The organism is Bradyrhizobium erythrophlei (assembly GCF_900142985.1).
GTDB lineage: Bacteria > Pseudomonadota > Alphaproteobacteria > Rhizobiales > Xanthobacteraceae > Bradyrhizobium > Bradyrhizobium erythrophlei_B.
The window spans coordinates 5,255,795-5,280,136 of the sequence record NZ_LT670849.1 but is presented as its reverse complement, the minus strand read 5'-3'; the positions used below and the strand labels follow the sequence as shown (position 1 = coordinate 5,280,136).

Annotated in this window: 19 protein-coding genes and 1 pseudogene; 14 read left to right on the top strand and 6 right to left on the bottom strand. The window is 55.9% G+C overall.

Going from position 1 to position 24,342, the window contains the following annotated elements; genetic code table 11:
• Nucleotides 1-188: 188 nt before the first annotated feature.
• On the top strand, nt 189-425 hold the full coding sequence (locus tag BUA38_RS25100; RefSeq protein ID WP_072822135.1) for a hypothetical protein: 237 nt from the start codon (nt 189-191) through the stop codon (nt 423-425).
• A gap of 142 nt (nt 426-567) precedes the next feature.
• Here BUA38_RS25100 and BUA38_RS25095 read toward each other — a convergent pair whose 3' ends face one another.
• The gene (locus BUA38_RS25095) at nt 568-1,674 is read right to left on the bottom strand and encodes a helix-turn-helix transcriptional regulator (protein WP_072822133.1); all 1,107 of its coding nucleotides are present in this window, start codon (nt 1,672-1,674) and stop codon (nt 568-570) included.
• Between the two features lie 497 nt (nt 1,675-2,171).
• Nucleotides 2,172-2,708: an NYN domain-containing protein gene (locus BUA38_RS25090; protein ID WP_083587762.1), complete on the bottom strand. Its 537-nt coding sequence runs from the start codon at nt 2,706-2,708 to the stop codon at nt 2,172-2,174.
• Between the two features lie 459 nt (nt 2,709-3,167).
• Between BUA38_RS25090 and BUA38_RS25085 the strand changes: the two genes are divergently transcribed.
• The 5 genes and pseudogenes from BUA38_RS25085 to BUA38_RS25055 all read left to right on the top strand — a co-directional run bounded on the left by BUA38_RS25085 (nt 3,168) and on the right by BUA38_RS25055 (nt 8,738).
• A complete protein-coding gene (locus tag BUA38_RS25085; protein WP_156898712.1) occupies nt 3,168-3,467 on the top strand; it encodes a hypothetical protein in 300 nt (99 codons plus the stop codon).
• A 542-nt stretch (nt 3,468-4,009) separates the two neighbouring features.
• Nucleotides 4,010-5,167 (top strand): WD40/YVTN/BNR-like repeat-containing protein, encoded by a 1,158-nt coding sequence (locus BUA38_RS37065; protein ID WP_156898711.1) that lies wholly within the window; start codon nt 4,010-4,012, stop codon nt 5,165-5,167.
• 504 nt (nt 5,168-5,671) lie between these two features.
• The gene (locus tag BUA38_RS25075; protein WP_244553044.1) at nt 5,672-6,109 is read left to right on the top strand and encodes a hypothetical protein; all 438 of its coding nucleotides are present in this window, start codon (nt 5,672-5,674) and stop codon (nt 6,107-6,109) included.
• A gap of 1,241 nt (nt 6,110-7,350) precedes the next feature.
• Nucleotides 7,351-7,738: pseudogene (locus BUA38_RS25060) on the top strand (septal ring lytic transglycosylase RlpA family protein).
• A gap of 262 nt (nt 7,739-8,000) precedes the next feature.
• A complete protein-coding gene (locus tag BUA38_RS25055) occupies nt 8,001-8,738 on the top strand; it encodes a hypothetical protein (RefSeq protein WP_072822121.1) in 738 nt (245 codons plus the stop codon).
• A gap of 250 nt (nt 8,739-8,988) precedes the next feature.
• On the opposite strand, the gene BUA38_RS25050 is transcribed toward BUA38_RS25055, so the two are convergent.
• Nucleotides 8,989-9,258, bottom strand: coding sequence for a DUF2312 domain-containing protein (locus BUA38_RS25050; RefSeq protein ID WP_072822119.1), 270 nt, complete (start codon nt 9,256-9,258; stop codon nt 8,989-8,991).
• Between the two features lie 1,596 nt (nt 9,259-10,854).
• Here BUA38_RS25050 and BUA38_RS25040 point away from each other — a divergent pair.
• From BUA38_RS25040 to BUA38_RS25020, 4 genes are all read left to right on the top strand, one after another.
• Complete coding sequence (locus tag BUA38_RS25040) at nt 10,855-11,046, top strand: hypothetical protein (protein ID WP_072822115.1); 192 nt, start codon at nt 10,855-10,857, stop codon at nt 11,044-11,046.
• Nucleotides 11,047-11,608: 562 nt separating this feature from the next.
• Entirely contained in the window at nt 11,609-11,980 is a 372-nt protein-coding gene (locus tag BUA38_RS25035) for a hypothetical protein (protein ID WP_156898710.1), read from the top strand.
• Between the two features lie 420 nt (nt 11,981-12,400).
• On the top strand, nt 12,401-12,589 hold the full coding sequence (locus tag BUA38_RS37060) for a hypothetical protein (protein WP_156898709.1): 189 nt from the start codon (nt 12,401-12,403) through the stop codon (nt 12,587-12,589).
• A gap of 3,442 nt (nt 12,590-16,031) precedes the next feature.
• Nucleotides 16,032-16,379, top strand: a complete 348-nt coding sequence (locus BUA38_RS25020) for a hypothetical protein (RefSeq protein ID WP_244553043.1) — start codon at nt 16,032-16,034, stop codon at nt 16,377-16,379.
• 1,535 nt (nt 16,380-17,914) lie between these two features.
• Here the strand turns inward: BUA38_RS25020 and BUA38_RS25015 are convergent.
• The 3 genes from BUA38_RS25015 to BUA38_RS38525 form a co-directional block, all read right to left on the bottom strand.
• Nucleotides 17,915-18,106 (bottom strand): hypothetical protein, encoded by a 192-nt coding sequence (locus BUA38_RS25015; protein WP_072822107.1) that lies wholly within the window; start codon nt 18,104-18,106, stop codon nt 17,915-17,917.
• 615 nt (nt 18,107-18,721) lie between these two features.
• Nucleotides 18,722-18,919, bottom strand: a complete 198-nt coding sequence (locus tag BUA38_RS37055; protein ID WP_156898708.1) for a hypothetical protein — start codon at nt 18,917-18,919, stop codon at nt 18,722-18,724.
• Nucleotides 18,920-20,020: 1,101 nt separating this feature from the next.
• Complete coding sequence (locus BUA38_RS38525; RefSeq protein ID WP_276328143.1) at nt 20,021-20,143, bottom strand: hypothetical protein; 123 nt, start codon at nt 20,141-20,143, stop codon at nt 20,021-20,023.
• Nucleotides 20,144-20,508: 365 nt separating this feature from the next.
• On the opposite strand from BUA38_RS38525, the gene BUA38_RS25010 reads away from it, so the two are divergent.
• The 4 genes from BUA38_RS25010 (at nt 20,509) to BUA38_RS25000 (ending at nt 24,328) form a co-directional block, all read left to right on the top strand.
• Nucleotides 20,509-20,871 (top strand): hypothetical protein, encoded by a 363-nt coding sequence (locus BUA38_RS25010; RefSeq protein WP_338076285.1) that lies wholly within the window; start codon nt 20,509-20,511, stop codon nt 20,869-20,871.
• Nucleotides 20,872-21,331: 460 nt separating this feature from the next.
• Nucleotides 21,332-22,102, top strand: a complete 771-nt coding sequence (locus BUA38_RS25005) for a hypothetical protein (protein WP_072822105.1) — start codon at nt 21,332-21,334, stop codon at nt 22,100-22,102.
• Between the two features lie 32 nt (nt 22,103-22,134).
• Nucleotides 22,135-22,275 carry a hypothetical protein gene (locus BUA38_RS37050; protein WP_156898707.1) on the top strand — a complete coding sequence of 47 codons (141 nt, stop codon included), beginning with the start codon at nt 22,135-22,137 and terminating at the stop codon, nt 22,273-22,275.
• Nucleotides 22,276-22,888: 613 nt separating this feature from the next.
• A complete protein-coding gene (locus BUA38_RS25000) occupies nt 22,889-24,328 on the top strand; it encodes a site-specific DNA-methyltransferase (RefSeq protein WP_083587761.1) in 1,440 nt (479 codons plus the stop codon).
• The last annotated feature ends 14 nt before the right edge of the window (nt 24,329-24,342 follow it).

Here is a 24,342-nt window from a genome sequence, read left to right as displayed (position 1 = left end):
CCCCGCTCGGGTTCCAGCCCAGCAAGGTCTCGACTGGGGGCTAATCCGGGGGCCCCTAATATTTACAAATATATCAATTATATCAATATCATATGGCAGGAGAGAGAAACTAGAAAAAAATTTGCTCGAGTTTGTTTCCAGACCCGCTCGCTAGGGCGAAAAAGAACTCCTACTCCCGTCCGGCATTCTTGTTCTGGTCCGACTTTGACCGCAAACTTGTGGCGCCCGCGTGGCTCGACGAGCGAGATGACTATTCGTTGCCCGTCATAACCGACTTTTCGCTTGCCACGATCGTTTCAGTTCAACCGGCTCGCAAAGGCAGCGACCACTCGCTCGGCTCCATCCTTCTCTTCAGTGGTGTGGGCTTGCTCGCAACGCTCGCGCTGATGACCGTTGGAATCGACCTCGGTGCCGGCTGGATCTAGACCGTCATTGACTGATGGAATTTGACGGCAGGCGCGCTTCGTCGCCGGCCACGTCATTGCGATTCGCAAGATAGATGCTATGACCAAAGTCGGCTGCCGAACGAGACGCCTGCAGCTTTTGAAAAAGGCGACTTATCTTAAGTCAGATAAGCCGTGAAAGAACCGCAACCAGCTCGCTCTGTCGATGGGTCTCGGTTTTGGAAAAGACCCCCTTCAACTGACTTCGTACCGTTGCCTTTGCAATTCCGAGCTTGCGCGCTGCCTGTTCCGGAGAAAGTCCGTCCGCGAGCACCGCTGCCAATCGTGCCTCGGCTGGCGATAGACCAAAAACCTGCGACAGCAGATTCACACATAACCCGGCCTCAGAGTGCAAATCCGAGAACACCAGTAGCGCACTTGCACCAACGAAGGGAGAGCGCGCAGCCCCATCAACGGGCAAAACCCGAAGCAGCAACGGCCGCTTGGAGGAGCGCCGCACAACGATCGGAGCTACAGACAGAGCCGCACATTCATTCGCGGTTCGCAGTCGTTGGAGGAACGTATCGAAATTCAGTCTGGCTTGCCTATCCGATAGCTCTAAACTGCGATTGCGGACGCGGACATCGTCGTTGAACATCTGTTCGGCCGCGGCATTAAAATCCAGGACGACACCGGAACGATCGAGGGCTACCGCTGGCTGCTTGAGCAAACCCAACGCATTTGTCATTCCTGAGAGGACGATCCGACCCATCGCCGTTGACAACGTTGCCGTTTCCGTCAGGCGATCAGCGATTTGAGCCAGGATTCGTCGATCTTCTTCAGCAAACGGGCCCTGTTGGATTGAACGCTGGATACTCAGCCCCCAATGAGCCGGTCCAGCCCGAAATCCAATCACAGCCCACCAACCGAGACCGCTCGGCGCTAAGAGGTCTTGATAGTAATCGCTACGCCTGATCTCGTCTGGCGTCAGAATATCTTGGTCGAGGACCACTCGCTGGCCGGCTAGCAACAACGGAACTCCCCGCTCCGCTCGGATATCGCGGGTATGCCACCCCTCCCGGAAATAGAGCTCAAAGACCTCGTTAACGGCCTCGGTCCGAGGGATGTCCGGCGTACGGATGTCACTCTGTAGCAGCGCCGCCCCAACCGCTCCGACGGCGCTACTGATCTCGCTCAGGATTTGCGGCCAAACGCGAGGATCAACGACGGCATCACCCAGCCGTGCACTTGTCTTTAAAAGCGCTTCACTATCGACATTGCCCGCGGCCATGGTCCCCACTTGTCACGAGCGTTGTGTCTCAATGCGTGGCTCGGGCCAGCGGCGAGACATTCTTTTCAACCATACCTCATTTGAGGGTTGTCGTAATCCAAATGTCCTGCAGAAATTGTGAAACGCGCCGAAGCCGCTCCCGCTAAGCGCGGCTGGTCAAAAATGCAGCAGACGGTTCCGCGCGCTGGAACACCCCACGGACGGGATTAAGAAAGCGGCTTATAGGCATCCTAATGGACCGGCGGAACTGGCGCGGCGAATGCGGAGAAGAACTGCCTACTTTCCAAATCCAAATTACCAGGAAGCGCGCCCGTTGGGATTGGCAGGTCAGTAACGATGGTGGTCGACCCATCATGCACGGCAGTGAGGTGACGCGCGCGAGGGCCTCTTACGTAGCCAATCGAGCTCTTTTCCTTCTGCTTTCCACCACGAACCTAAAGACGGTCACGACTTCAAGAAATACAAAGGGCGGCAATCTCCAAGCCCGTTGAGCCTGCTCACTGTCTTTCATTTGCTCGCGCAATACGGCCTCGAAGGGTTACAAGGTCAATAAATCTATCGGCTCGTCTCCGCAGTTCATCGGCAATCATCGGCGGTTTGCAGCTGATCGTCGAAACGACCAAAACCTCGACGCCACGGCGCTGCATCGCGGCGAGCAGCGCGCAGAAGTCACCATCTCCCGAAAACAGTACCATCCGATCAATGTGGTCGGCCAACTCCAACGCGTCGATCGCCAGCTCGACGCCCATGTTTCCCTTGACCTTGCGGTGTCCGCTGGAATCAGTGAATTCCTTGGTGGGCTTTGTCACCACCATGTAGCCATTGTAATCAAGCCAATCGACCAGCGGTCGCAGCGAGGAGAATTCCTGACCCTCCGCAATTGCCGTGTAATAGATTGCGCGAAGCAGCGTTTCTTGATCTCCGAATTCTTGAAGCAATTTTTTGTAGTCGACTTCAAAACCAAGAGCCTTGGCCGTTGCATGAAGATTTGCGCCATCGATGAAAAGCGCGATTTTTCCCCGGCCCTCTGCCATTCAACGCCTCTTCAAACTGAACATAAAAAGATCTTGAGTGCGTTAGAAGACAACCACATCAAGTTTGACCGGCTTCGTGCAGCTATGAGGCTATTTTGAGTCGCGACGGACTGGTGAGCACAATCAGTATGCCACAGGGTTAATGGAGACATGGTACTCTAGAGCTGAGCGCAGCCACGTATGAAGCACTGCTAGAGATAACCAACACTGCTAGAGATCTACCCCACCCATCGAAGTCTGTTGGAGCGTATTGTATTTTTGGCGACTGTGCCGAAACGCCTTCATTGATGTTAACTAAGTTCGCAGCGGCCGACCGACCTCGATCGATTCAGCCTTGCGGGTAATGGTCTATTAGAGTTGATTGGCGCGGCAAGCGGCGATGGCAACCGCCGCTCCTCAGTTAAGACAGAGCCAGTTCACGATTTCCAGGTTGAACCGTCGAGCTGATTGGAGCGCGACATGCAGTGGTATGTCTACCTGATCGCGATTCCTGTTGCCGCCTTTCTGGGACAGTTAACGATCGAGTTGCTCGGCCGACCAGTCCAAACGATGTGGAGCCTTCGACAGCAAGCGCGCGAGTGGATGTTTGCCTTCCGAGACACGCCGCTGCCTGGACCGAGAGAGTTGGCGGTCAGTTCTCGGCAAATCCGCGAATATGATCAGACCATGCAAAACCTCCGGCATGCCCAACGCACCTTTGCCGATCTCGGCGCTCAACTGTTTGCCTTTAGCGAAACCGAACCACCATCTGCGCTCTGATGACCCCTCTGCGGCCTGGAAATTGTCTTGGCGGGGCATGAGCTGATCAGGCTCTCGCATTATGCGGCAGCGAAGAGCGACAGCGGCGAACGGCGTCAGACAATCGAAGAGGCATACCACGATGCGATTGACAGACTCACCCTTTCCCGTCGGCGTTCAAGTGGTGACGAACTGACAAAATTCGGCTCGAGCCGATGTATCTGCTATGTATCTGCGTGCTACTTCTCCGCGCCATCGCAAGCGGCAGCCAGAGCGAGTGCGCGTTATTCCCCATCGCGCCCCGGGCACACGCCAGGCCTCAAGCAAGTCCGTTCAGACGATTTGTAAGATAGACGTTATAAGATCATTCGGTCAGTGGCCGATCAAAACCGCCGACGGATCCGTATTACGCCCAAAAGTAGAGCAATCCAACGGGCTGAGTTTTGTTGGTAAGGGGCATTTGCACGATCTTGACAACTTGGGTAGGGACCAGCGTCGGTTAGTTGCCTGAGGCGCAGAATTACGGGTAGTGGCGAATGTTTCCAACGAAGCGGATTGCGACAATGAACCATGGAGTTGCTTTAGTCCAATTTGTAACAAAGTGCGGCGCTTTTTGGCTGATCGCACTGTTACTGCTTCAAACAGACTATAGCCGGCAAGCAGCGGCAGACCCCGCCGATTCGTCTCCGCCAGTAACAACGCCCCGTACAAGCTCCAGCACGATCGCCATTGCTCGTCGACTTTCCCCCTCTCCGGGAAACTGGGTGAACGTCACTTCGAATCTTGCCGGGATGACCTCTGAGTGTGGGAATATGACCTTTGTGTCGGCGAAACCAAATGAAGATCTCATGATCGCCGGCATTGCGCGACGAGGTCTTTGGGGAAGCCGGGATGGTGGAATGAGTTGGCATCAACTCGGGTCAGGAGGCGGCTCCGCCACAGTCATCAATCGCACTGGATCAATCATTTACGATCCCGTGCGTCTCGGGGTGTTTTGGGAGTCGGGTATCTACAACGGCAACGGCGTTTACCGAACGGACGATGACGGCAACGTGTTCCGAGCACTGGGCTCTACTCGTCACAACGACACGATCAGCGTTGATTTTACGGATCGAACTCGTCAGACCCTCCTCGCGGGAGGACACGAACAAAAGCAAACGGTTTATCGCTCACAAGATGGCGGCAATACTTGGATAAACGTGGGAGTTAATCTCCCAGCTGGCACTGCCTTTTCCAGTTATCCGTTGGTGATCAACTCCAAAACATTTTTTGTCGGCTGCTTTCCAAGCTGGGGCGGGGGAACGGGCGGTATTTATCAAAGCAACGATTCAGGGGCGACTTGGAGTTCCGTATCAACCCAAGGCGGCGGCGCAGAGGCACTTGTTGCAAGCGATGGATCTATTTACTGGCCGAGCGGGGATGGCTCAATGGTGCGGGGAACCAACGATGGCTCGAACTGGACATGGAGACCAACCGTTGCAAACGGCACCCTTATGAACGTGCACCCAATTGAACTGCCCGACGGCCGGATCGTCAGCCTCAGCTTCCAATATGTTATGATCTCTTCGGATCACGGCGCGCACTGGCAGGCGTTCGGTCCACAGCTACCATTCAGACCAGTTGGCATATCCTATTCCGATTTTGATAAGTCATTTTACATTTGGCAGTTCGATTGTGGAAATAAGGTGCTACCCAACGCGATTTTGAAGATTTGGCTTTGACCTCTTGCTTGCCTGACAATATGGGCAATCACCCAGCAGTCTGCCGCGGGTCATTATGCATTCTATGATCGTCGGCTTCGCACCCCAAACCGGATCCTCGACTACCCCCCTCCCGGATTTCCACTCTGTAGGTACCCGACGGAGCAGGCGGTTCTTTTCGGCCTAAAGTCGGATGCGGCTGCAAAATACGCCCACTAGCGTACAAAATATCGACTTAGACGAAAAACACCTGCGGATGTTAGTGGGTCCAGTCTGCTGTCGACTGTTGGCAAAGGAATGACCTACCCCCCACCGACCTGAAGCCCACGAATGCGGGCGCCCTGCCAAGCCGCGCAATGGTTCTCGGATTAACTTGTACCGCACGCATAAAGCTTAACTAACAAGCTTAACTCAACAGTCCTGTTGCTCCAGATGCGAAAGCATGAGGATTCATCTGCAGATATTTCTCATATTTATTGCCAACAAGGAGCGATAGTTATGGTGCGGTCGTTAGGCAAAGACCACTTGACTGAAATCGAGCGCGCAATCGAGGCGGAGGTTCGGAACAGACCGCCGGTGCATGAGCCAAATCACGCTACCACGCCCACCGTAAGCGCGCCAACTATGGCGATGCCCGACTATGTCGAACACAGCGCGGGCGCGACGGAGATTGGAAAACTGTCTGCGGAGGCTGTTGTCCGCGAATACGAAATCGCGGCAAAAGAGATCGAGGTGATGGGAATGGAATTAATGGATCTCGTCAAGCAATGCGAGACCGTAACCCGCAACGCGCTCGGCGTGACCGAAGAGTTAAAGGAAACCGCAAGTCGCTACCGCGAGGAAGCGAAGCGTGTTTTTCAGCAGATTGAAAATTGTTCACAGGTGACGGCAGAAGTCCGCAATATCTGCAACGATCTGAGGGAAAAAATCGCCGCACGAAACTCAACAACCAAGACCGATTAACGTAAATTTGGAGACGCCGGAAGACGAGGCACGCCACGATCCGACGCATCCCGCAGGGTTAAATCGAAGAGGTCTCTTAGCCCTGAGATGCGAAGAAGTGCGCCACGATTCTGCGGAGTCCTCTCCGACGCTCGGCGCTCGAACTCATTTTCGAGGGAACTATCGTTCATTGCGGCTGTCCCAGGCCCTCACCTTAGTCTAGATTTTTCTCACCGTGTTGGCGGTCAGGATAGAGCTTCTGGAATACCGAATTTGCAGCGCCGGGCTGCTTTGTGGGACCTTCAAGCCGCGCGTCGTACTGGGCCGCTAGGTTGAGCAATCGCCTCTTCGTGAAGGCGTCAGCCTTGCCAGCGATAAGCCTGCACCGTTGTGCCAAGTCTCTTAAGTCGTTGTGCCTCATGGCCTTATCACTGGTGATAATCGAATCCAACGAGTCGCTTGTAAATCCAGCTTCGGCCGTCATGCCGCCGCCAAACACGACCCCAAAGCAGAGTCCCGTCGATCGACCTTTTAGGGATGATGATTGGCCAGATATGCCAAACGGCAGCCCATGAAGGCTGTGGATCCGTGGACATATCTTCGGCGTCGCTAAGCACGGTCGGTTGCATGCCAAGTCCGGTTGAAAACGAAGCCGCCGAGCGGAGTATAAATCGCTGACGGCTTCGCCTCGGGGCACGCCCGGACGGGGGCAATGTCCGGTCATTCGGTTCTATGAGATCCGCGAGAAGCTGCAACGCAATGTTCGTATTGAGATTGATGCGCCGGCGAGAGGTTAAATCTCAATCTCGGATCTGCGTTGCTTAACCATCGAGAAGCTCGCAATCGGGTTCTCGCGTGGGTCGATCGCATCGCTTCTCAAGGCCGCCGCTCTTCGCCGTTAATCTTGGGATCGCTCTCAGCGCGATGGGATCGTTTGATCTTCTTCCCGTCTTATAGGCGAGGCCGCCACATGTGGCGGCGGCCTCTGATCGCGCGAGCGAATTCTGAGCGCGAGGCGCGCGCGAAAATAGGGTATCGCCGGTCGGGGTCGACGCAACGATACCTTTTGATGCCGCGGCCAAACGTTACATCTGGAACGGTGTGGTAGCGTTAACGTGAGGTTCGGGTTGTCTAAGGCGGCTCTCTCCTTCACGACAACTAGATGTTTTCTGGCTTCATCCCATTGGTCATCGTTACAACTTTTGTACTCTGCATTTTCGCGTTCGCCGCAGATGCAAGTTGCCGTTAGTGCTGGAGTTTCAATGCGCGCATCGTCAGTCGTTGGACTAATTGCGGCGATTTTGATCGCGTCGTCTGCTCAGGAAGCTCACAGCCGCGGCTTTCCTTGGTTCTTCTCACACTCTCGACCCCACGGAAATTGTGCGGGACAAAATGCCGTCGCGACCTACTATGTGTCGGGGCGAAGGACTGCAAGTGGTCTATCCTTTAATCCCAACGGGTACACGGCCGCCCATCGCACGCTTCCGTTCGGGTCTCAGGTAACAGTTACTAATCCTGAGAATGGCAGATCTATCACCGTGACGATAAATGATCGCGGGCCTTTTTGCGCGCGGCGTTGCGATTGATCTAGCTCGCGGCGCGGCTCATGCGATCGGCATGTATCGAACGCAATGGGTTTGCATGTCCTGATCTCCCAAAAGCACTAGCGGCGCCGGTGAAGCCGGCAGACGGCGGTGGACCTGTTCCGATTCCCGGCATCGCTGCTTCTGATTTTCTGTAAATCCAGGCGCTCAACTATACGTTGGCCAGCACCCTATCCGTTGCCGATAAGGCTGCGATCAAGGCCGGGTCTCTGCCCGAATAAATTCCCGAGGCTGCCGAATTGGGGTCGCATTGCGACCTAGGTCGAGTTCGAAGGTCATACCGGGTGGGGCGCAACACCGGAGTTTCCATGTCCGGCCATTGGCGCTTTCGCGTAGCGGCTTTTCTACTCGCAGGTTTCTTGGCCTCGCCTGCGTCTTCGAACCCCTTAACCGACTTATTCGACTTTGCCCCGAAGGAGGCCGCCGCGCCTGTTCCGGCCCAACCGGAGTGTGTGCTGCAGCCGGGCGAGTCCACGGCGCCCGGGCGTCACTGGGTCTATCATCTCGAGGGGCACCGGAAATGCTGGTTCCAGGCCGACGCGGCAACTGTTTTGGTGAGGAAGCAGATCCGTCATGATGCCGCGAAGCGGTCTACCATCACCGCTGAAGAGAATGAGGCTGCCTTACAAAAAAGACGGGTTCTGGACGCGCGGGCTCAAATGTTGAGCGCCGCGGTCACGGCGACCTCGCCCCAGTCGGGCGCGTCGGCGCTCGAGGTCGTCAACACAGCTTCCGTGGCCGTTCGCGATGCGGCGCCCCCTGTGTCTGAAGCGTCCAGCCCTATCCAGCTCACGGCCGATCAACTCGTGCCAGCGCGCGCCACACCACGCCCGGTCGACGTGGAGACGCGTTTGGCGGCATCAACCTTTGATCAGGATAATGCCACTTTCTCAGAGCCATCAGTAAGTGCTAGTCCACCCGTCGCGGTACCCGACGACTGGCAATTGATCGCAGCCCCGGCCGGCATGACACTAATCACGCTGGGCTTCGTCTTCTTGGCAGGATCGTTGCTGGCCAGCCGGCTACTTTCGCGATCTACGAAATAGGCAGCGGTCGCGCCGATGTCACAGATGAATGTCGCCTCAGGACTCTCGATATTGGATGACGCTCACGAGGACGCGCCCCAGACGGACATCGGGGTCTCATTACTGGCGACCTTGAGGTGTGCAGCGCGAAGATTATCGAGGAAGTCAAAGAAAGCCGGCATTCTGCACGACGCGTGACGTAAACCCTACTTAGATAAACTTTTGAGCATGCGTAGGGCGAGTCACGCTGTCGCCAACCCGCCCTACTTGCTTACGCCGCCTTAGCGACTTTGTGGGGCCCGGCCTGATCCATAGCTCGCATGTAGAGATCAAGCAGGCTCTCGCGCTCGTCACGCTCTTCCTGGTCCTGCTTTCGCAGCTTGATGATCTCCTTGAGGATCTTCACGTCAAACCCCTCACCTTTAGCCTCAGCAAATACTTCCTTTTTCTGTTCGTTCAACTCTTGCAGTTCGGTGTCGATATTTTCGATCCGTTCGACGAACGCGCGAATCTTGCCGCCGGGAATGGTGACGTCAGACATGGTGCCTCCTTGAGGAATGGAAGCGCGCAAATGACCGCAAACAAATAACCAATGGGTTAACCCGAGAAGCCAAGCCGAAAGGTGCTTAGCCGTCGTCAGATCGCGTCAACACGACACTTCAGCGATCAAACCAGCAGCAAAAGGTGATAAAGAGCGTAGCCGCACTCGACCAGCACCACGACCATGGCGGTGACCACTATCGAATAAGCGAAAAAGTCCATTGCGGCGTCGGCTCAAATAGCATTTTCGGCCCGCGCCTCCGCGCAAGACCGGAACACTCCTTACTCAACATGAACGATTGATTTGCTGCGGACCACTATTGAGTCCGTCGCCTATTACCGTCAAGAGTCTTTGAAGATTGCGACAGCGTGCATCGCGAGCCTGAGTCTTTTCTGCCACGCATTGGTGCATGAGACCCGCGGCGTTCGCCACGAACGCGCAGCTTGTAACTACCTAACGCATCTAAGCATGAATTTCAGGCCGCGAGGATCTTCAATCCCCAGTACGCGACTACTACGGCAAGGACGACGCAGGCAGTCAGCAACGCAGTCTCAAGGGCCGAGAGTCTCATTGGACTTCTCTCTTTTGCCCACCCCGTAAGGAAGCTATGTGATTCCATCTCGGGACGTCTACTTGCCCTTTTACGAACGCCTATTCGTCGGCATTCGCTCAGTACCACAGGCGGTAAGCGTGTCGGCGGGAGGCTTAGGATAGAGGCGCCGCAAACTCGGCGGGGTCCACCTTGTCTCCCTCGTCATCAGTAATTACAACTTCCCAGCCCTCGCTGACCCAAACGCGCGCCTTCGCTACTGCTATCAGTTTGCTCGAGCGCTCCCATCTCACTGTCTCGTCTTCTTTTGCTGCGACAATCCGATACGCCACCACGAACTCCCTGAACTAGAGAACTGTGATTCATGCAGCCTCATAACTGTGACAACACTTCGCCATCGCGCTGACAATCCAGTGTTCCTTCGAAAATTACCGAATCGTCTGGCGCACCGCCTTCCTTGAAATTCGGCTATTGTGCAGGAGTGAACAGATGGCGTGGCGCAAGCCCCGGTGCGGCGGACACTCTAATTATGGTGCGGGAACACCGTTTCCCCCAGGGAACTGTGTCGGAGCTGCTACAGCCGCTCGGAATCAGTATCGGCGCCCCAAACCGGACTGAATTAATCCACCAGCTACGGCTACTTAATTCGCATGCGGACGACATATCTCCGTTTGTTAGTCGCGCACTGTTGTTTTTGGGCAGTTCAATGTTTGAGCTTTTTGTCGCAGTGATTGCTTTTTTTAGCGCTACCATTTTCTTGGCTCATGCGGTCGAGGCTTACCTGACTAGTAACCCGCGCGGAGCGTGGGACCGAGCCCCGCGCCACAAACTTCAAACTTGACTGTGAACCTAATTCACATCGATCTGAATCAGGCGCTGTTAATTTGCTTGCGGCGGGAAGGAGTTGCGAGCGTTGGCGCCACCGTTTTGTGGCGGGACGAAGGATAATCCCTCTTTCCTCATCCCCCAACGTCAGCGTCTACAAGACGAAAACTAGCCGGCGTACACTTAAAGGTATTTTAGTGGGTTCATTTTGGGGTGTGGCTATGAACGAAAAAATTGCTCGTCTAGAGGTCATTCAAAACAATATCGCGCGCTACGAAGGGCTGCTGAAATCCAAGCTGAACTCGACAGAAGTTCGGCTTGTCGAAAAACGCTTGTCCGAAGAGAGATTTGCTTTGGCAATGGCTCAATTCATGGGCCCGAGCAATTCGCCTTTCCCTGATGCGCTGCAATAAGTGAACCTTTCTGCGATTTGCGCGAGATATCTTGCGGCTCCGAATATCGCGAGCCAGTCGCTCAGGAAACGGTTCTATGTTCGAGATTGTCGTTGCGATTGTCGCGGCCGCGAGCGTCAGCATTTTTCTGGTGCACGCGGTTGACGCGTATTTGACTCAGTAACCCACCGAATGTCACAGGTTGGACACGATAGCCGCCGCGGCAAACGCGGCAATGCATCCGGCGGCGAGTGAGCACAGCGCAATTGCAACCGGTGTTGGCATCATCGTCAACTCTCCATAACTCGACCGATTGATGCGTCCGTTCTATTCCTGAACTTAATCCAATTGGGTGGCCGTCCCCCTATACTTACTGTCGCTGACGCATCGCAGCGGCCTCCTCCATTTTGAGTCGCGTTGCGGCTCCGGAGGTTCGCGTGCTCACGGGGGCTTGATCTGCGAATGCCGTTTGCCGGGCCAGCCGTGGCACCGGGCGTCGGAAACCGCATCAGAGACCTCGGCGTAAGGTCCGCGTCAGCTTCAAGTCGTAACCTCGCTTGAAGGTTTTTCGAGGACAGCGCCCGTGCTACAAAAAGTGCCACTGGTCTATGCCGTCTTCGTTCCGGCGAAACCGACCGAACCGGTCACCCGAATGAGGATAGACCTGTTCGACCATCCGCGCTGCCTACTTGGCTCGTTCGACGTGGATGAGCTGCCCGTCTTATTCGAGGACAAGGTCTACACGATGATCAGCGACCCGTTCGGAATCACGCGCGGTCTCGCGCTCAATAATCGCGCCAGTGCGATGGTGCAGGACTACGTCGCCCGCTACGATCCTGGTGGTGGTACGGAGTGGCTCGTCTACGGCGACGGGTTGTTGATCGAACCTCGCGATAGCATCGTCGATTCTGTCTCAAGCCGAGCCGATGTATTCATGGACCCGCGTCGCCGATAGTCGTTTCGGCCTACTTCAGCGACACGCGACTTGACGTGGATCGCGTCCCTTCCTGATCGATCTGATAAACGGGATTTGTCCAGGCCCCGTGAGCGTCCCGCATCTCGGCGTCGGCCTAATCGTCTTGGACCTCGACCGACATTTCGCAAGCCAGGATCGCAGCGCCGGGTCATTACCCAACCAGGCAAAAGGCGTGCCGGGAAGCGGTGCGTTAGCCGCATGCCGACGTAGCGCGCGGGGGACGGCAGGACCCCCGCCTCAGACGTTTGGTTCCCAAGGATGGGAGCACGATATGGATGAAGAAACGAAGCGCGAAATTACCTTTCTGGCATTGAGCACGCTTGCTGCCCTGCCGGTGCTCACAGGTATTGGCCTTGCCATAGTGGCCGGTGCTTTGACCTGGTAGCGAGGTTTGCCCTCATGACAATCGTTATGAAGATTGTAGCGGTTTGGTTTGGACTGAATTTATCTATCCCGGTCTTCATCTATTACCAGCATACACCAAGCTTTCGGCATCGGGTGTTTCGGGCGACCTTCGGCCTATTTGCCTTTCCCGGCGAGCGTCGTCTGGCGCACGCGCTGGTCAATGCTGCTCATCAGCATCGTTGACCGCGAACACGTTCAGGAGGGAGTGCGCCCGGTTACGTTCTTTGCTAGAACGTCTGGCGCTGGAGCACGTATTTTGAGCCCAGCCGACCTATTTTTTGAGGTTAGTTTATGAGTACCCCAAGGACACGCTCGCTGGAGCAGCTTCGAAACCTCATGTCTGAACTTACGGCTCTGCGAGCGCGGGTGGAGGAAGCCGAGCGCAATCGGTCGCAATCGATCGTCCAATTCAACCGGCTGTTGAAGTTGCGCAAGCTCGAAGCAGCTCGCGATTTGCCGCCAAATTATGGTGCATGACCGATTACCGCGTTTACAGGTTGGACGCCGCGGGAAACACGATCGGCGATCCGGTAATAATTAACTGCGACGACGATAAGGCTGCGCTCGTTTCGGCGCTAACCGACTACGACGGTGCGGCAATGGAGATTTGGGAAGGCCCAAGGCGTGTGGTGGCAATTCCCGCCGATCGTCGCATCTCTCCGCAAGGTTGACCCGCCCCGGGACATAAATCTGGGACAGGGCCTGTTGGCCGTTTAGATTTGGGACACAAAACCTTGGCACGGATCGTGCACAATTATTGGTTGCCGGGACTTTGCATGACCTCCCGGGGCCGGACCAACGCCGTTCGCAATTATTTCGAGCGGGCGGCGTTGTTGCCGTAGTTCGAAGCTTGGAAACTTAGATTCAGTCCGGCACTTACCGCTTCCCCGATTTGCGTGTTTGCGGAGTTTGATGCGTGCGAATGAGAAGACTGATTGTCGCTGAGTTGCGCCGATTAGCTATCATGCCGCCGTTGGGTTGGCTGATCTTGGGAGTTCTTGCCACCGTCGTTTGGACGTGCGTCCTCGCTTGGGCCTGTTACAGCGCCGTTATTGGACTTTTCGACTAGGCCATCCCAACTGGTGCGCCACTTGGATCGCACACAAAGTCATGCCCCGAAGGCCAAGACTGACTTCGATCGCAACCAGCATTGATTGGGTACCCCTACGAGCGAAGAAAATCCGCCGATGTTGTGGAGAGCGCAGTTGGGACGGCGAACTTTCAACCTAATGGTCGCCGGGAGCAGGGCCAGGCACAATCGAGGGCGTACCTTCCATTCCATCGCTCGCATTGGCGGCATTGGAATGTAGAGACCACTCGCAGGTAACACAGGACCGTCGCCGAGCGGTTCCGATGGAGAGCACATCCACCAGCACAAAACTCCACCTGCACAACACTTGGACTTGCCGGAGTTCTAGAAGTGCAGTTTGCTATATAGGGGTCCTTGGAGCGACACCGACTATAGATGCCCTTCTTGGCCGCCTCGCAACATCCACCCTCAAATGAAGCCTTTGTCGGTCATCCTGCCCGGCAGGGGCTTTTTCTTTTTCGTTAGGAACGATTGCCGTTCACACCGGTTGGTCCGCCGTATCAGCCCCCAAGATAGCCCCGGCGTTCCCCCCACGCTGGGGTCTATTTGGCTCCGGCGACGAGCATCGCCGGACCGGCGATGCGATCTTCCCTGCCAAAAAAATCCGAATGACTACACCGTTTCGATCGTAGGTATGCCGACGCGTGAACGCTGGTCTTGTCGCCCGCTGATCGCAGCGCATCGGGAAGGTGTTTGGCATCGTATTTGCTGTTTAAGTAGATGCACCAATATGCGTTCCAAAACAGACCAGCGCGGGCCTCACGATGACGATGTTGGACCGATCAGAGACAGTTCAGCGTATCGCGACGAACCAGTTGCGGATGGCAACACTCATTAGCGATCTCATGCGATCGGCAAGTATTCTGACGGCCGACATTGAACATCAGGAAGCTCAGACCGGCGTTCGTGACCTGAAAAGCCCGACATACCCCAGCGTGGCACGACACTTGCGAGCGCGGAGGGACAACCTTCTGGCAACGGTCGCTTCCCTGGAGGCGGCCGTAGGACCAGCGTCATCGGCTAAACCGACCGCTCTACTTTGACGGTTTTTTCGTCAACCAGGCGAATAGGTCCGTATGACTTTGCCAAACGCGCCATTTTGGCGTGAATTTAGTTTCGTCCATTTAGAGGGTGAACCGTTTTCTCGGGACGCCGACATATCCTCCGATTGGGGGATTTCAGCACTCCAGCGACTAGCCAGCGCCGACAAGCGATCATACTGCGCTTTGGCGGCGTTGTGCATGCGTGAACTTGAGACTGTGTCGAGACCAGACGTGGGACCTGAACGTGAGCGGCTGGTCATTCCGGTATCTCGATGTCCGCCAGATGGTATGCCAATCTCAGCAGTTTCAAACGAGAGGGCTGGCGCTCAAGCAAGCATGCTCCTGCGACCGCGCGGGAAATGCTGTGCTGTCTCTCGAAGGACCGGTTGAAAGGCTAACGGCCGCAGATCTCGGTGCGAAAAGCGATCCCTAGAGATCTGAAATTCGGGTCTGCGCCTTGCCGACCAAATTGAGCTTGTCGAACACATCGCATCCTGTTCGAAGCTCTTGCAAAAAAAGCTAAAATTGAAATCCCGGCACAGTACGTCCGTTAACGCCGGATCGAAGTCCGGCACAGACTACCGGTCGATCGAGAGGTAGCTAGTGTAAAACCCCTGCGCCCGTCGCAACCGGTTGGCCCACCCCCACCGATGAAGGGGCGGCTCCGCCAAGTTCTCAGCGCGGCGGGGCCAATTCGCTTTTAGGCGAGAAAAACCGCCAGACCACCTTCCAGCGGGCCGCTCTGTCAGATGCCTGAGTCTGGTGTTCCCCAGCGTTTAGCGGTATTAAATCTCATTTAATCTACTAAGGATCCCGGTTTTTAACATTTAATTCGGGGGAATTATTTCGAAGGGGTCAGCTCATGGCCGAAGTGATCAAAGCACGACGACGTGCAGAATTTCGAAAGAAGTCCGCGAATATCGAACGGCAACCGACTGACACTGCGACACCCGACGATAGGCTCGAGAACCCCGAGAAATCCGCTAACGACAACAGCCTCGCCTGGCCGCTTATTCCATTTCCCGATGGGTGGCTTAGCGGTTGACACCTGATTGTGGAGTGCTCGTGTTGGCAACTGCTCGCAATCTTCCGCATGATCGGATCAAGGGCCCCGCAAAGGACACGTCCCCGAGCTGTAATGCGCCCCCCTGCAGGGACACGGTCGATATTGCGCCCGGTTGCACCGGATACGGCCCGATCAGAACGCCCGACGGAAGCTCCGTTTTGCGGGCGATTTTTTAGTGTCTTCGCCGGTACACAACTTTTGCGCGTCGGGGACCAAACGCACTACAGCGTTCAATTAACCAGCCGTTCACCATAATCGCTCATCATCGCGCTATTGATGAGTCCCAAGGATTTTTGCATGACGCAACACATTCGAAGGGCGAGAGACAGCCGCGATAATGTCCTCAGCTTCGCTCGGCCATCGGAGCCAGATCCAGGAGCTAGCGCTCTTGATCTTGTGTACCAAGCCGCGGACGTCTTCAGCGACATGGAAGCTCGCGCCCGCGAAACCGAAGCTCGCGCTCAATCGATGTGTAAGGCGGCCTCAGAAAGAATGCTCGCCGCTGAGGCACGGAGCGAGGCGGCAGACCGTGCCAGGCGAAAGATCATCACCGAGGCGGAGTGCAAGCTGCAGGACGCCTCGCGCGCGCTGAGCCAAGCCCAAATACAAATTACGGCCGCCGAAGATCGAGCAACTGCCGCCGAGGTGCGTGCTCAAGTAGCTGAAGCGAAAGCCAGGCAGGCGTTAGAAACACTCTCGCTGGTCGAAGAAGCCCTTCGCAATCGCTTTTGCACAAACTCTACAGCGAACAGCAAATTGAGCGCAGTAGCCTAGCGCTCCTTGTTGAAGGTCCCGCCGAACAGGCCAGTGATGCGGGACCGAAGCCCTCCGCATTTCGGCCGCGATGCTCTGGCCAGAATTAGCGGATACGTTGATTCGAGCGGGAGGCCGTTATGAAAGCCTTTACGGCCGTATTAGTCGCTGTGGCCATTCTTTGCGCAATTGATGCCGAATACAACGATGCCCGCTACAGCCAAGTTGTAGCGAGTGCAGTTAGCAGCGTGATTTCCAGGTAAAGACGGCTCTGCGCAAAACCCGCCGGGGACGAAGCCGGCGGGTCCTGTGAGTTTCGTTCCAGAAAGGATCGCGATACTCGGTGCACTCTCGCGACATCAGAAACCTACGGCAATCAAGTTGACGAGCCGTTAGCGCGAGGACGAAAGCCCCCACCCTTGAATGCCCGCCCCGACTCTAGGAAGGTCGCCTTTCGGGGTCGGCAACGGCAGCCGTGTTCTCCGAAATAGTACCGTGCATCGTACCGCTGCGCAGCTCCGCTTTCCTGACCAGGTCGCGAAGTCGGATAACTTCGCGCATCTGAGCATTGAGGTCGATTATCGGCTCTACCGATATTTGTCGCTGAAGAGTGCTCATTTGAGACCCCTTACTAACGTTGCAACTACGCTCACCGGTAAAATTTGTCCGAGATGAAAATTCCTCCTCCGGCAAGAGCCAAATTACAACTATCCACACCTTTCTTGGATTCCGTAAAAATACTGCCTCGCTTCGCGGACGACGAAGCGTGAACGTCGTTAGGTCGCCCATCGGCGCGCGCACGCCATGAGTCTAGAACGAACCGGCGCAGACCGCGCCCTAGTGAACCGTTTCATATTTGCTTAGTTGCGAACCTGTATAGTTCCAACCCGCTGAGGATTATCAGGCTCAGTAATAAAGCGCCGCCGGGACGCGAAATTTCCAGCCCGACGGCGCATATTTTCATTGAAGGTTGATCTCGTGCAGGCGTGTAACCAAGCCTTAGACGACGCAACTTGTGACAAGTGCGGGCAAATGTTGATCCTAATCGGATCGCTGCCACCGAGTGGCAATAAGCCCCTCACGCGAATTTATAAGTGCTTGCCCTGCCATATCGCTGTGGCAGTCCCGCCGATCATCGCTTTACGCGACCTGGTGTAGGGCGGCCGTTCACAGCATCAATCCCTAGCGGCTTCCCCTGCGCGCAAATCGGCTGGCCTTTAACCGATCGGATGATGAACCTTTTTCCGGCTGATGGGACCTATCCTCCGAACGGAGATTCAAGCGCTAACTGATGTCGATTCCGTAAGTGTGAACTAGTTCACTTACGCTCGGGCACGCTCTTTGCTTAAATGTCATCCGGGCGGTGTATTTCCAGCCCAGCTGGTGTATTTGTGGGAGTTGATGATGCGCGCTGAAAAATCTGTTTCTGATGAGACTTTGCAACGCATGTGGTCAGAGATCACATTACTACGGCAAAAGGTCGAACAGGCGGAGCGCAAGAAGGAAGCATCGCAAGTACGTTTGAGGTCGGCTATTGCCGCCGCGCAATGCCGCCTTCAACCTCGCTCAAAACGCTCGCCAAGCCGCTCATCCTGTTTTTGAATGTCGGTGATCTTGGGAGCGAACACTCCCAAGGTTAGGCGCCACACGCGATGCCGAAAGTGTGGTGAACGCTGCCACAGGATGAAGGCGAAAATTGCAAGGTTCAGTCCGAACCAAATCGCAACAATGGCGATCAAAGTCTGCATCAATTTCGTCCCCCGACGAACGACGAGAATTCCCCGACTCGCACCGCGGTAGCATCTGAGTGTCACATTGTGCACAAAGTGTGGTTCGCAGTTGCGAGCGCAGTGAATAAGCCATCAATCCGGTAGTCATACGGGCATCGCGCTGGTTTCCACTGTTGTACAGGCAGCACGATGCTTCCGGTTCATTAGGCTGAATAATTGCGTAAGGCTTTCGAAACTCCCGGCCGCCTTGGCAGGGCGTTCACCGAGACATGGCTGCTTATTTCACCGAGCCTGACACCGTTAAACGCAACGAAATCGCCGCGACAAGCACCGTGCGAAATGAAGATGCGTTTCTGACGTGAATTTCGTGGGATGCGAGACTCGAAGTAGTAGTCGCCGGTTACGTTGGAGCGACAGCCCCGCTCCCGCGAGCCGCCCTTAACCTCATCGCCTTAGAAGCGGTGGCGATTATTTTTGCGTACGCAAACGAAAGCAGCCCGGTATTTGCCGCCGGGCTGTTTGTACTCACTGTGCCAGTATCAGCGCCGGGTAAGGGCGGCGCGACATTCTGACGCATAGCTTGCTGAAGTGTTATTGCAGCGGGCGGCAATATGGCTGACCCTACTCTGGTCGCTACGAAGCAAATTCAACGTAGCTCAAGTGGATCGTGCGCGGTTCTTTGGTTCCGTCGAACTTCACTCGGATGGACGACGATCCCATCCTACCTAGTACTACACCTGTGTCGGTCTTGAATTTCGGGCAGCGCTCTTTTCCAAGAGCGGAAAGACGAACCCTTGCGCCCGGTCGCACTTCTAGTTCGTCGTAGTTCATGTGCGCTCTCGCAGGATTTTAGCGCGGCCAGTCAATTGGCTTGAAAGTCAGCCTCCGACGATCCATTTTATCACGAAATCGGCTCCACGCGCGCCGCAAGCGTTGCAGACAAATCGCGGTTCGAAACAGCCTCTGCATTCCTCGAACATGGCCTTGATGTCCGAAGGGCGCAGCTCTACGTCCCTGGGATTCTGAATTGCTCAAGCACGCTTAGCTGATGGGCGGCGATCGCGTCGCGTCCTACGAAATGCATCAAGGCGCTGACGGGCAACGATCCAAGCAATCCCGCCGTCCACTGCAAAAAACCACACCGCCATCCAACTTACGGATATCAGGCTAAACTTTACTCCGGCTAGGAGGGGCACAAACGCATTACAAAAACGATAGATCGGCTGGTTTATCGCGTCGACAAAGCACGCCGCTCCGGCTTGCCGCGCCAACTAGCGGGCGAATAGACTTTCGGGCTTTCCTTTGGCTTCTTGACGATTTTTGTAATTTGCTTCAGTCCGAAATGCCTCGCCATTGTTCCCTCCGTTGGCCGGCTTAACGCCGATCGTCCCCGTTTAAATTCAAAGCTGAATCTGTGAGCTGCGCAAGCGCGCGGTTCGGGGAATGTGGGGATGGTTCCCGATTTAACCTTTAGGACGCCCATCAAGCTTAACTTTAGAGACCTATTGTGCTGTCACTCGCTGACCAGACGATTGAGACCTAACCGTCAACATTGATCCAGATTACTGGCGAACCGGTCTAGGTCAGAGGCCTGATCATGCTTTGCGATCCTTGCGAGGCCGAATTTGAGCGTCGGCTAGCTGATCGGTCGTCGTGCAGCCGCGGCGCACTTCTTCGTATTCACGGGTTGAACGATCTATTCTCGTTCACGATACGAGATATTTCGACGCGGGGAATGGCCTTTCGGCTTCACGGCAAACAACCTCTTTTACCGGTCGAATTCGTGATCACCGAAGACGGCTGTCACACCTTTCGACGATGTCGGCTCGTATGGCGCGAAGCCGAATTTGGTGGTGCCAAGTTTATTCGGCACTCCTGCTGAACCGGACGGCACGGGCCACCAGCGCGGACTTGTTACCGCCTGCAAAAAAATCAGCGACGGCTCAGCGCTACGGTCTGGTTATGAGAGAGATGCTTAACGGTCGTAACGACCGCAATAAATACCACAGCCAGGAAAATGCCGGCCAACGCCGAAAGCACGTATCGGCTACTCATTGCAAACTCCGATAAGCTAAACAAAGCGGTATTCAGGACCAACCCAAATTTGAGTCAATACGGTTCCCAGCAATTGACTCAACCCCCGCACGAGGAGTGAGATAGGGCAGTAACGCTCCGGGGATTACGCATGACGAGACATGAGGAAAATAGGGAGCTTCTGATTGGTGGTGCTGTCTTCCTGATTTTTGTAATTCTGATGGTGCTGTATCGGAGATTTCTAACTTAATGATGCCGCTATCGGCCTGGGGGCTATCCGATGTTAAGGCGATGTTTGAGCAGATCTGGCGAAATAAGCTCGGGAATTGATCTTGTCTGAGTTGTCCCGCTGGGGTCGAATTCCTTCGTTCAGGGGAAGGAGCTTCATGCAGCGGATCATTTCGATCGGACGGCGTAGCCTCCTTGCAATGGGTATGCTCTTGATAGCTGCTCTGGCCGGCAAGTTCACGGCTGCTCATGCCCAAAACTGCCGGATCATCGGAACTCAGACCTACTGCGACAATGGCGTTTCCGGACAACGTATTGGCAGCACGACCTATTGGAATGATGGATCGTCATCGCAGCGGCTCGGTAACTTCACTTACAACAGCGACGGGACAAGCTCGCAGCGTATCGGCAGTTACAGCTACAACAGCGACGGAACCTCGTCGCAGACTGTAGGAAACTTCACGTATTTCAGCGACGGCAGGACATGCCATCGCAGCGGAAATCAAGTATTTTGCAACTGATCGGGTCCCCAACGCTACATGAAGTGGACGCCGCCGCCCAGACATCGGCCCGTTCCGAGCTAGGTCTGCTCATCCCTAACAACGGACATGTGGCGGCAACCCTGGCGCATTGGCCGGGGCTTTCTTCGCGCACAAAGTGGCCTCGGACTGAGGGCCATCTCTGAAGCCAACCCGGTAAAGTTTTGATAGATCCCCCCGGTCGCGGGATCGCTCCTGAGCGCAGACCAGCGCGGTGTCCGGCCGTGCTCCTACCCGGTCAGCGATGAGCTGGCCTGAGGTAGCCAGACATGCTGGATTCCCCGCGTTCGCTGGTCTTACCGTCAGACTTGGCGCGTCAGGTGATGTGGTCCTATACTTTCTATCGTCCGCCTTACAAGATTGCATTAAGGTCTTGCCTGGCGGTCAACCTGCGGGATGTTCGACCCTATCTGCGGATGACATTGGACGGAGAAAAACGCCAATGAGCTCCACACCGAATACGAAGGATGACTTGATCTCGCGCGCCGATGAACAAATCGCGCGTGCCTACGAACAAATCGCGCGCGCCGATGAAGAGCTTGCGCGTGTGTCTGAACGGATTTCAAAAATTGGGCGCGATACCGTACACGAACCTTCGGTTAGATCCGCCGCGCAACCACCGCATCGGAGGCTTACGAGGCGTGGCCTCGTCGGCCTGCTGTCGGCGGCATGTATCGTGGGCATCGTCGCCTTCGTTTTGCAATCGTCTCATGGCGGCGTGATGCTGATTGGCGCCGAATGGGCGCCGCAGCTCATTTCCACGCCATCCTTGCCATCGAAGACCCCGCCGTTTCCTGCGCAACCCGATCCATCCCCCGTTCAAGTGACCGTGGCGGAGGCAGCGCCGCCGCAAGCAGCACCGTTGTCCCACACTGGACCGCAGGACGCTGCTACGGTTGCCTCGGCGGCTTCAGACCTGACACAGTTGCTGCAAAGGGTGACGAGCGATATCGCAAATCTGGAGCAAGCGATGGAACAGCTCAAGGCAAAGCAAGACCAAATAGCCAGCGACAATGCAAAAGCCATCGAGCAGCTCAAGACGAAGCAGGAAGACATGGCGCGCCTGCTCGCCAAGGTTTCCGAGCAAAGCGCGTTGCCCAAGACGTCTCCGCCTTCGGCAGGACCGACCCAGTCGCCGCAAACGAGAATGCAGCCGGCGCCACCGCCGCGCCGGCAGCACCCGCCGCGGTGGCAGTACTACGACGACGAATAACTGAGCGACCTAGATCGGAAACTTCGGCAGCCTTGAAAGCCCGCACCGACATGGCGGTGAACGAGGATTTCATTATCGAAATCGTCCGGCCGGGCATTGGTGGCAGCATCGAACTCGCCCCGCCCGGAAGCCTGCCCAACGACGGCAAGGTGATCGCGGACGAGCGGAGCTGACGCTTCCGCAACTGTCCGCTACCTGCACCGTGGTCCCATCTTGCTAAATTCCCTGCTAGCAGGGAATTTTTAAAAAAAATCTCGAGAGAAATGGCTTAGTAGAGCCAATACACCACGCCACAAGTGCCTGACCCACGGCCTATTTTCCCAAATTACGTTACGAAGACCGGAGGGAAAACGTCGGCCGAGAACAGGGAATTCTTCGCGCTTTAGCAGCGAATTGTCGGCGCTCGAGCAGGGATTCATCGCGCACTCTCTTCGCCATCACTTGGCCTCAAGAACAGCACCACCAAGATGACTGACGACGACGACGGACCCGCGCAGCTGACATCCAAAAGTACTCTTCCGAGAATGCTCGCGCGCTGCTGCGTCAAAAAGTTACAAATAATTCATTTGCTGCAGCTTACATTTGCTTATATTCGAATGACAGCCTCGACGGATGAGCGTGGGTCAAATTGAGGACCCCTATCCGTTTGAGACCGTGGCTTGCTTCGAACCCGGTCAAATGAGGTCAACCAAGGATGGTGAGAGAGATGAAGCAGTCGTTACAAAACGGCTGTCGACCTCGCACGTCCTGATGCCGGGGTGGTGACAGCCAAAAAAGGAGGCTGTCATGCCAATAAGATTCGGCGCCAAACCAGCGAAAACAACTACCCACGTCGACGACGATCCGGTCGTCGTCGAGCGGCCGCGCGCGGAGCAACCTGATCCGTTAGGGCCGCAGATACGACTTGACGCCCGCATACGGGCCGAGTGCGTCGAAGTTGTCCCGATCGTCGAGCTTCACCCAAATCCCAAAAACGCAAAGAAGCACCCGGAAAAGCAGATCGCGTTGCTCCAAGCGAACTTCGAGCAATTCGGGTTCACTACGCCTTTGCTGGTCGACGAGGACAACAAGATCATCGCCGGACACGCGCGCTTTGAGGCAGCCAAACGCTCCCGCTTTGAACATTTGCCGGTGATCAGGCTTTCGCATCTGACAGCTACCCAGAAGCAAGGTGTCGCACTAGCTGATAATCGGCTCGCAGAGCTTTCGACCTGGAACTTGGACATTCTTACCGAGGAGCTTTCGTTCCTATTCGATGCCAGCACCGAACTCGATTTCGACCCAGGCATCGTCGGCTTCGAGACGGTCGAAATCGATCAGATCATCGGCGACGATACCAAGAAAGACCGCGCCGATCCCGCCGACGTTTTCGCGACGCTGCCTCCAGAGACGCCAGCCGTAACATCAGCGGGCGACATCTGGGAGTGCGATGAACACCGCCTGCTGTGCGGGGACGCTACAAATCCCGATGACTATGCCGCGTTAATGGGGCGTGACCAAGTGGCAATGGTCTTCACGGACCCCCCTTATAACGTGCCCAACGCCGGTCACGTGAGCAAGCGCGAAGGCGTGCGCGAATTCGCCATGGCGGCGGGTGAGATGTCGTCCAGAGAGTTTTCGGCGTTTCTGTCGATCGTGTTTGGCAACATCTTCGCCTACATGCAGGCAGGTGCGGTCGGCTTCTTTTGCATGGACTGGCGGCATCTGTCCGAGCTGTGGGCAGCCGCGCACCCAGTGTTCGGGGCGATGAGGAACCTCATCGTCTGGGTTAAACCCAACGCAGGCATGGGGAGCTTCTACCGATCGCAGCACGAGCTGATCTGCGTCTATGCCACTCCTGGCAAGCCGATCAACAACTTCGGTCTTGGTGGCAAGGGCCGACATCGGACCAACGTCTGGCAATATCCGGGCTTCAATAGTTTCGGGCGCGGGCGTGACGAGACGTTGGCCATGCATCCAACCGTCAAGCCGGTCGCCATGGTGGTGGACGCCCTAAAGGACTGCTCGGACCGCGGTGGCGTCGTGCTCGACCCGTTCGCAGGCTCGGGCACTACCATGATCGCGGCTGAGCGCACCAAACGCCGCGCGCGTCTCATGGAGATTGATCCGCTCTATTGCGACACCATCGTGGAGCGTTGGCAGACATTCACCGGCAAGACCGCGCGTCTTGCTGAAACGAACGAGACTTTTGCTGAAGTGAAGGCCCGCAGGGGTGCGGGTCGTTGAGTGAGAGAGGGGGC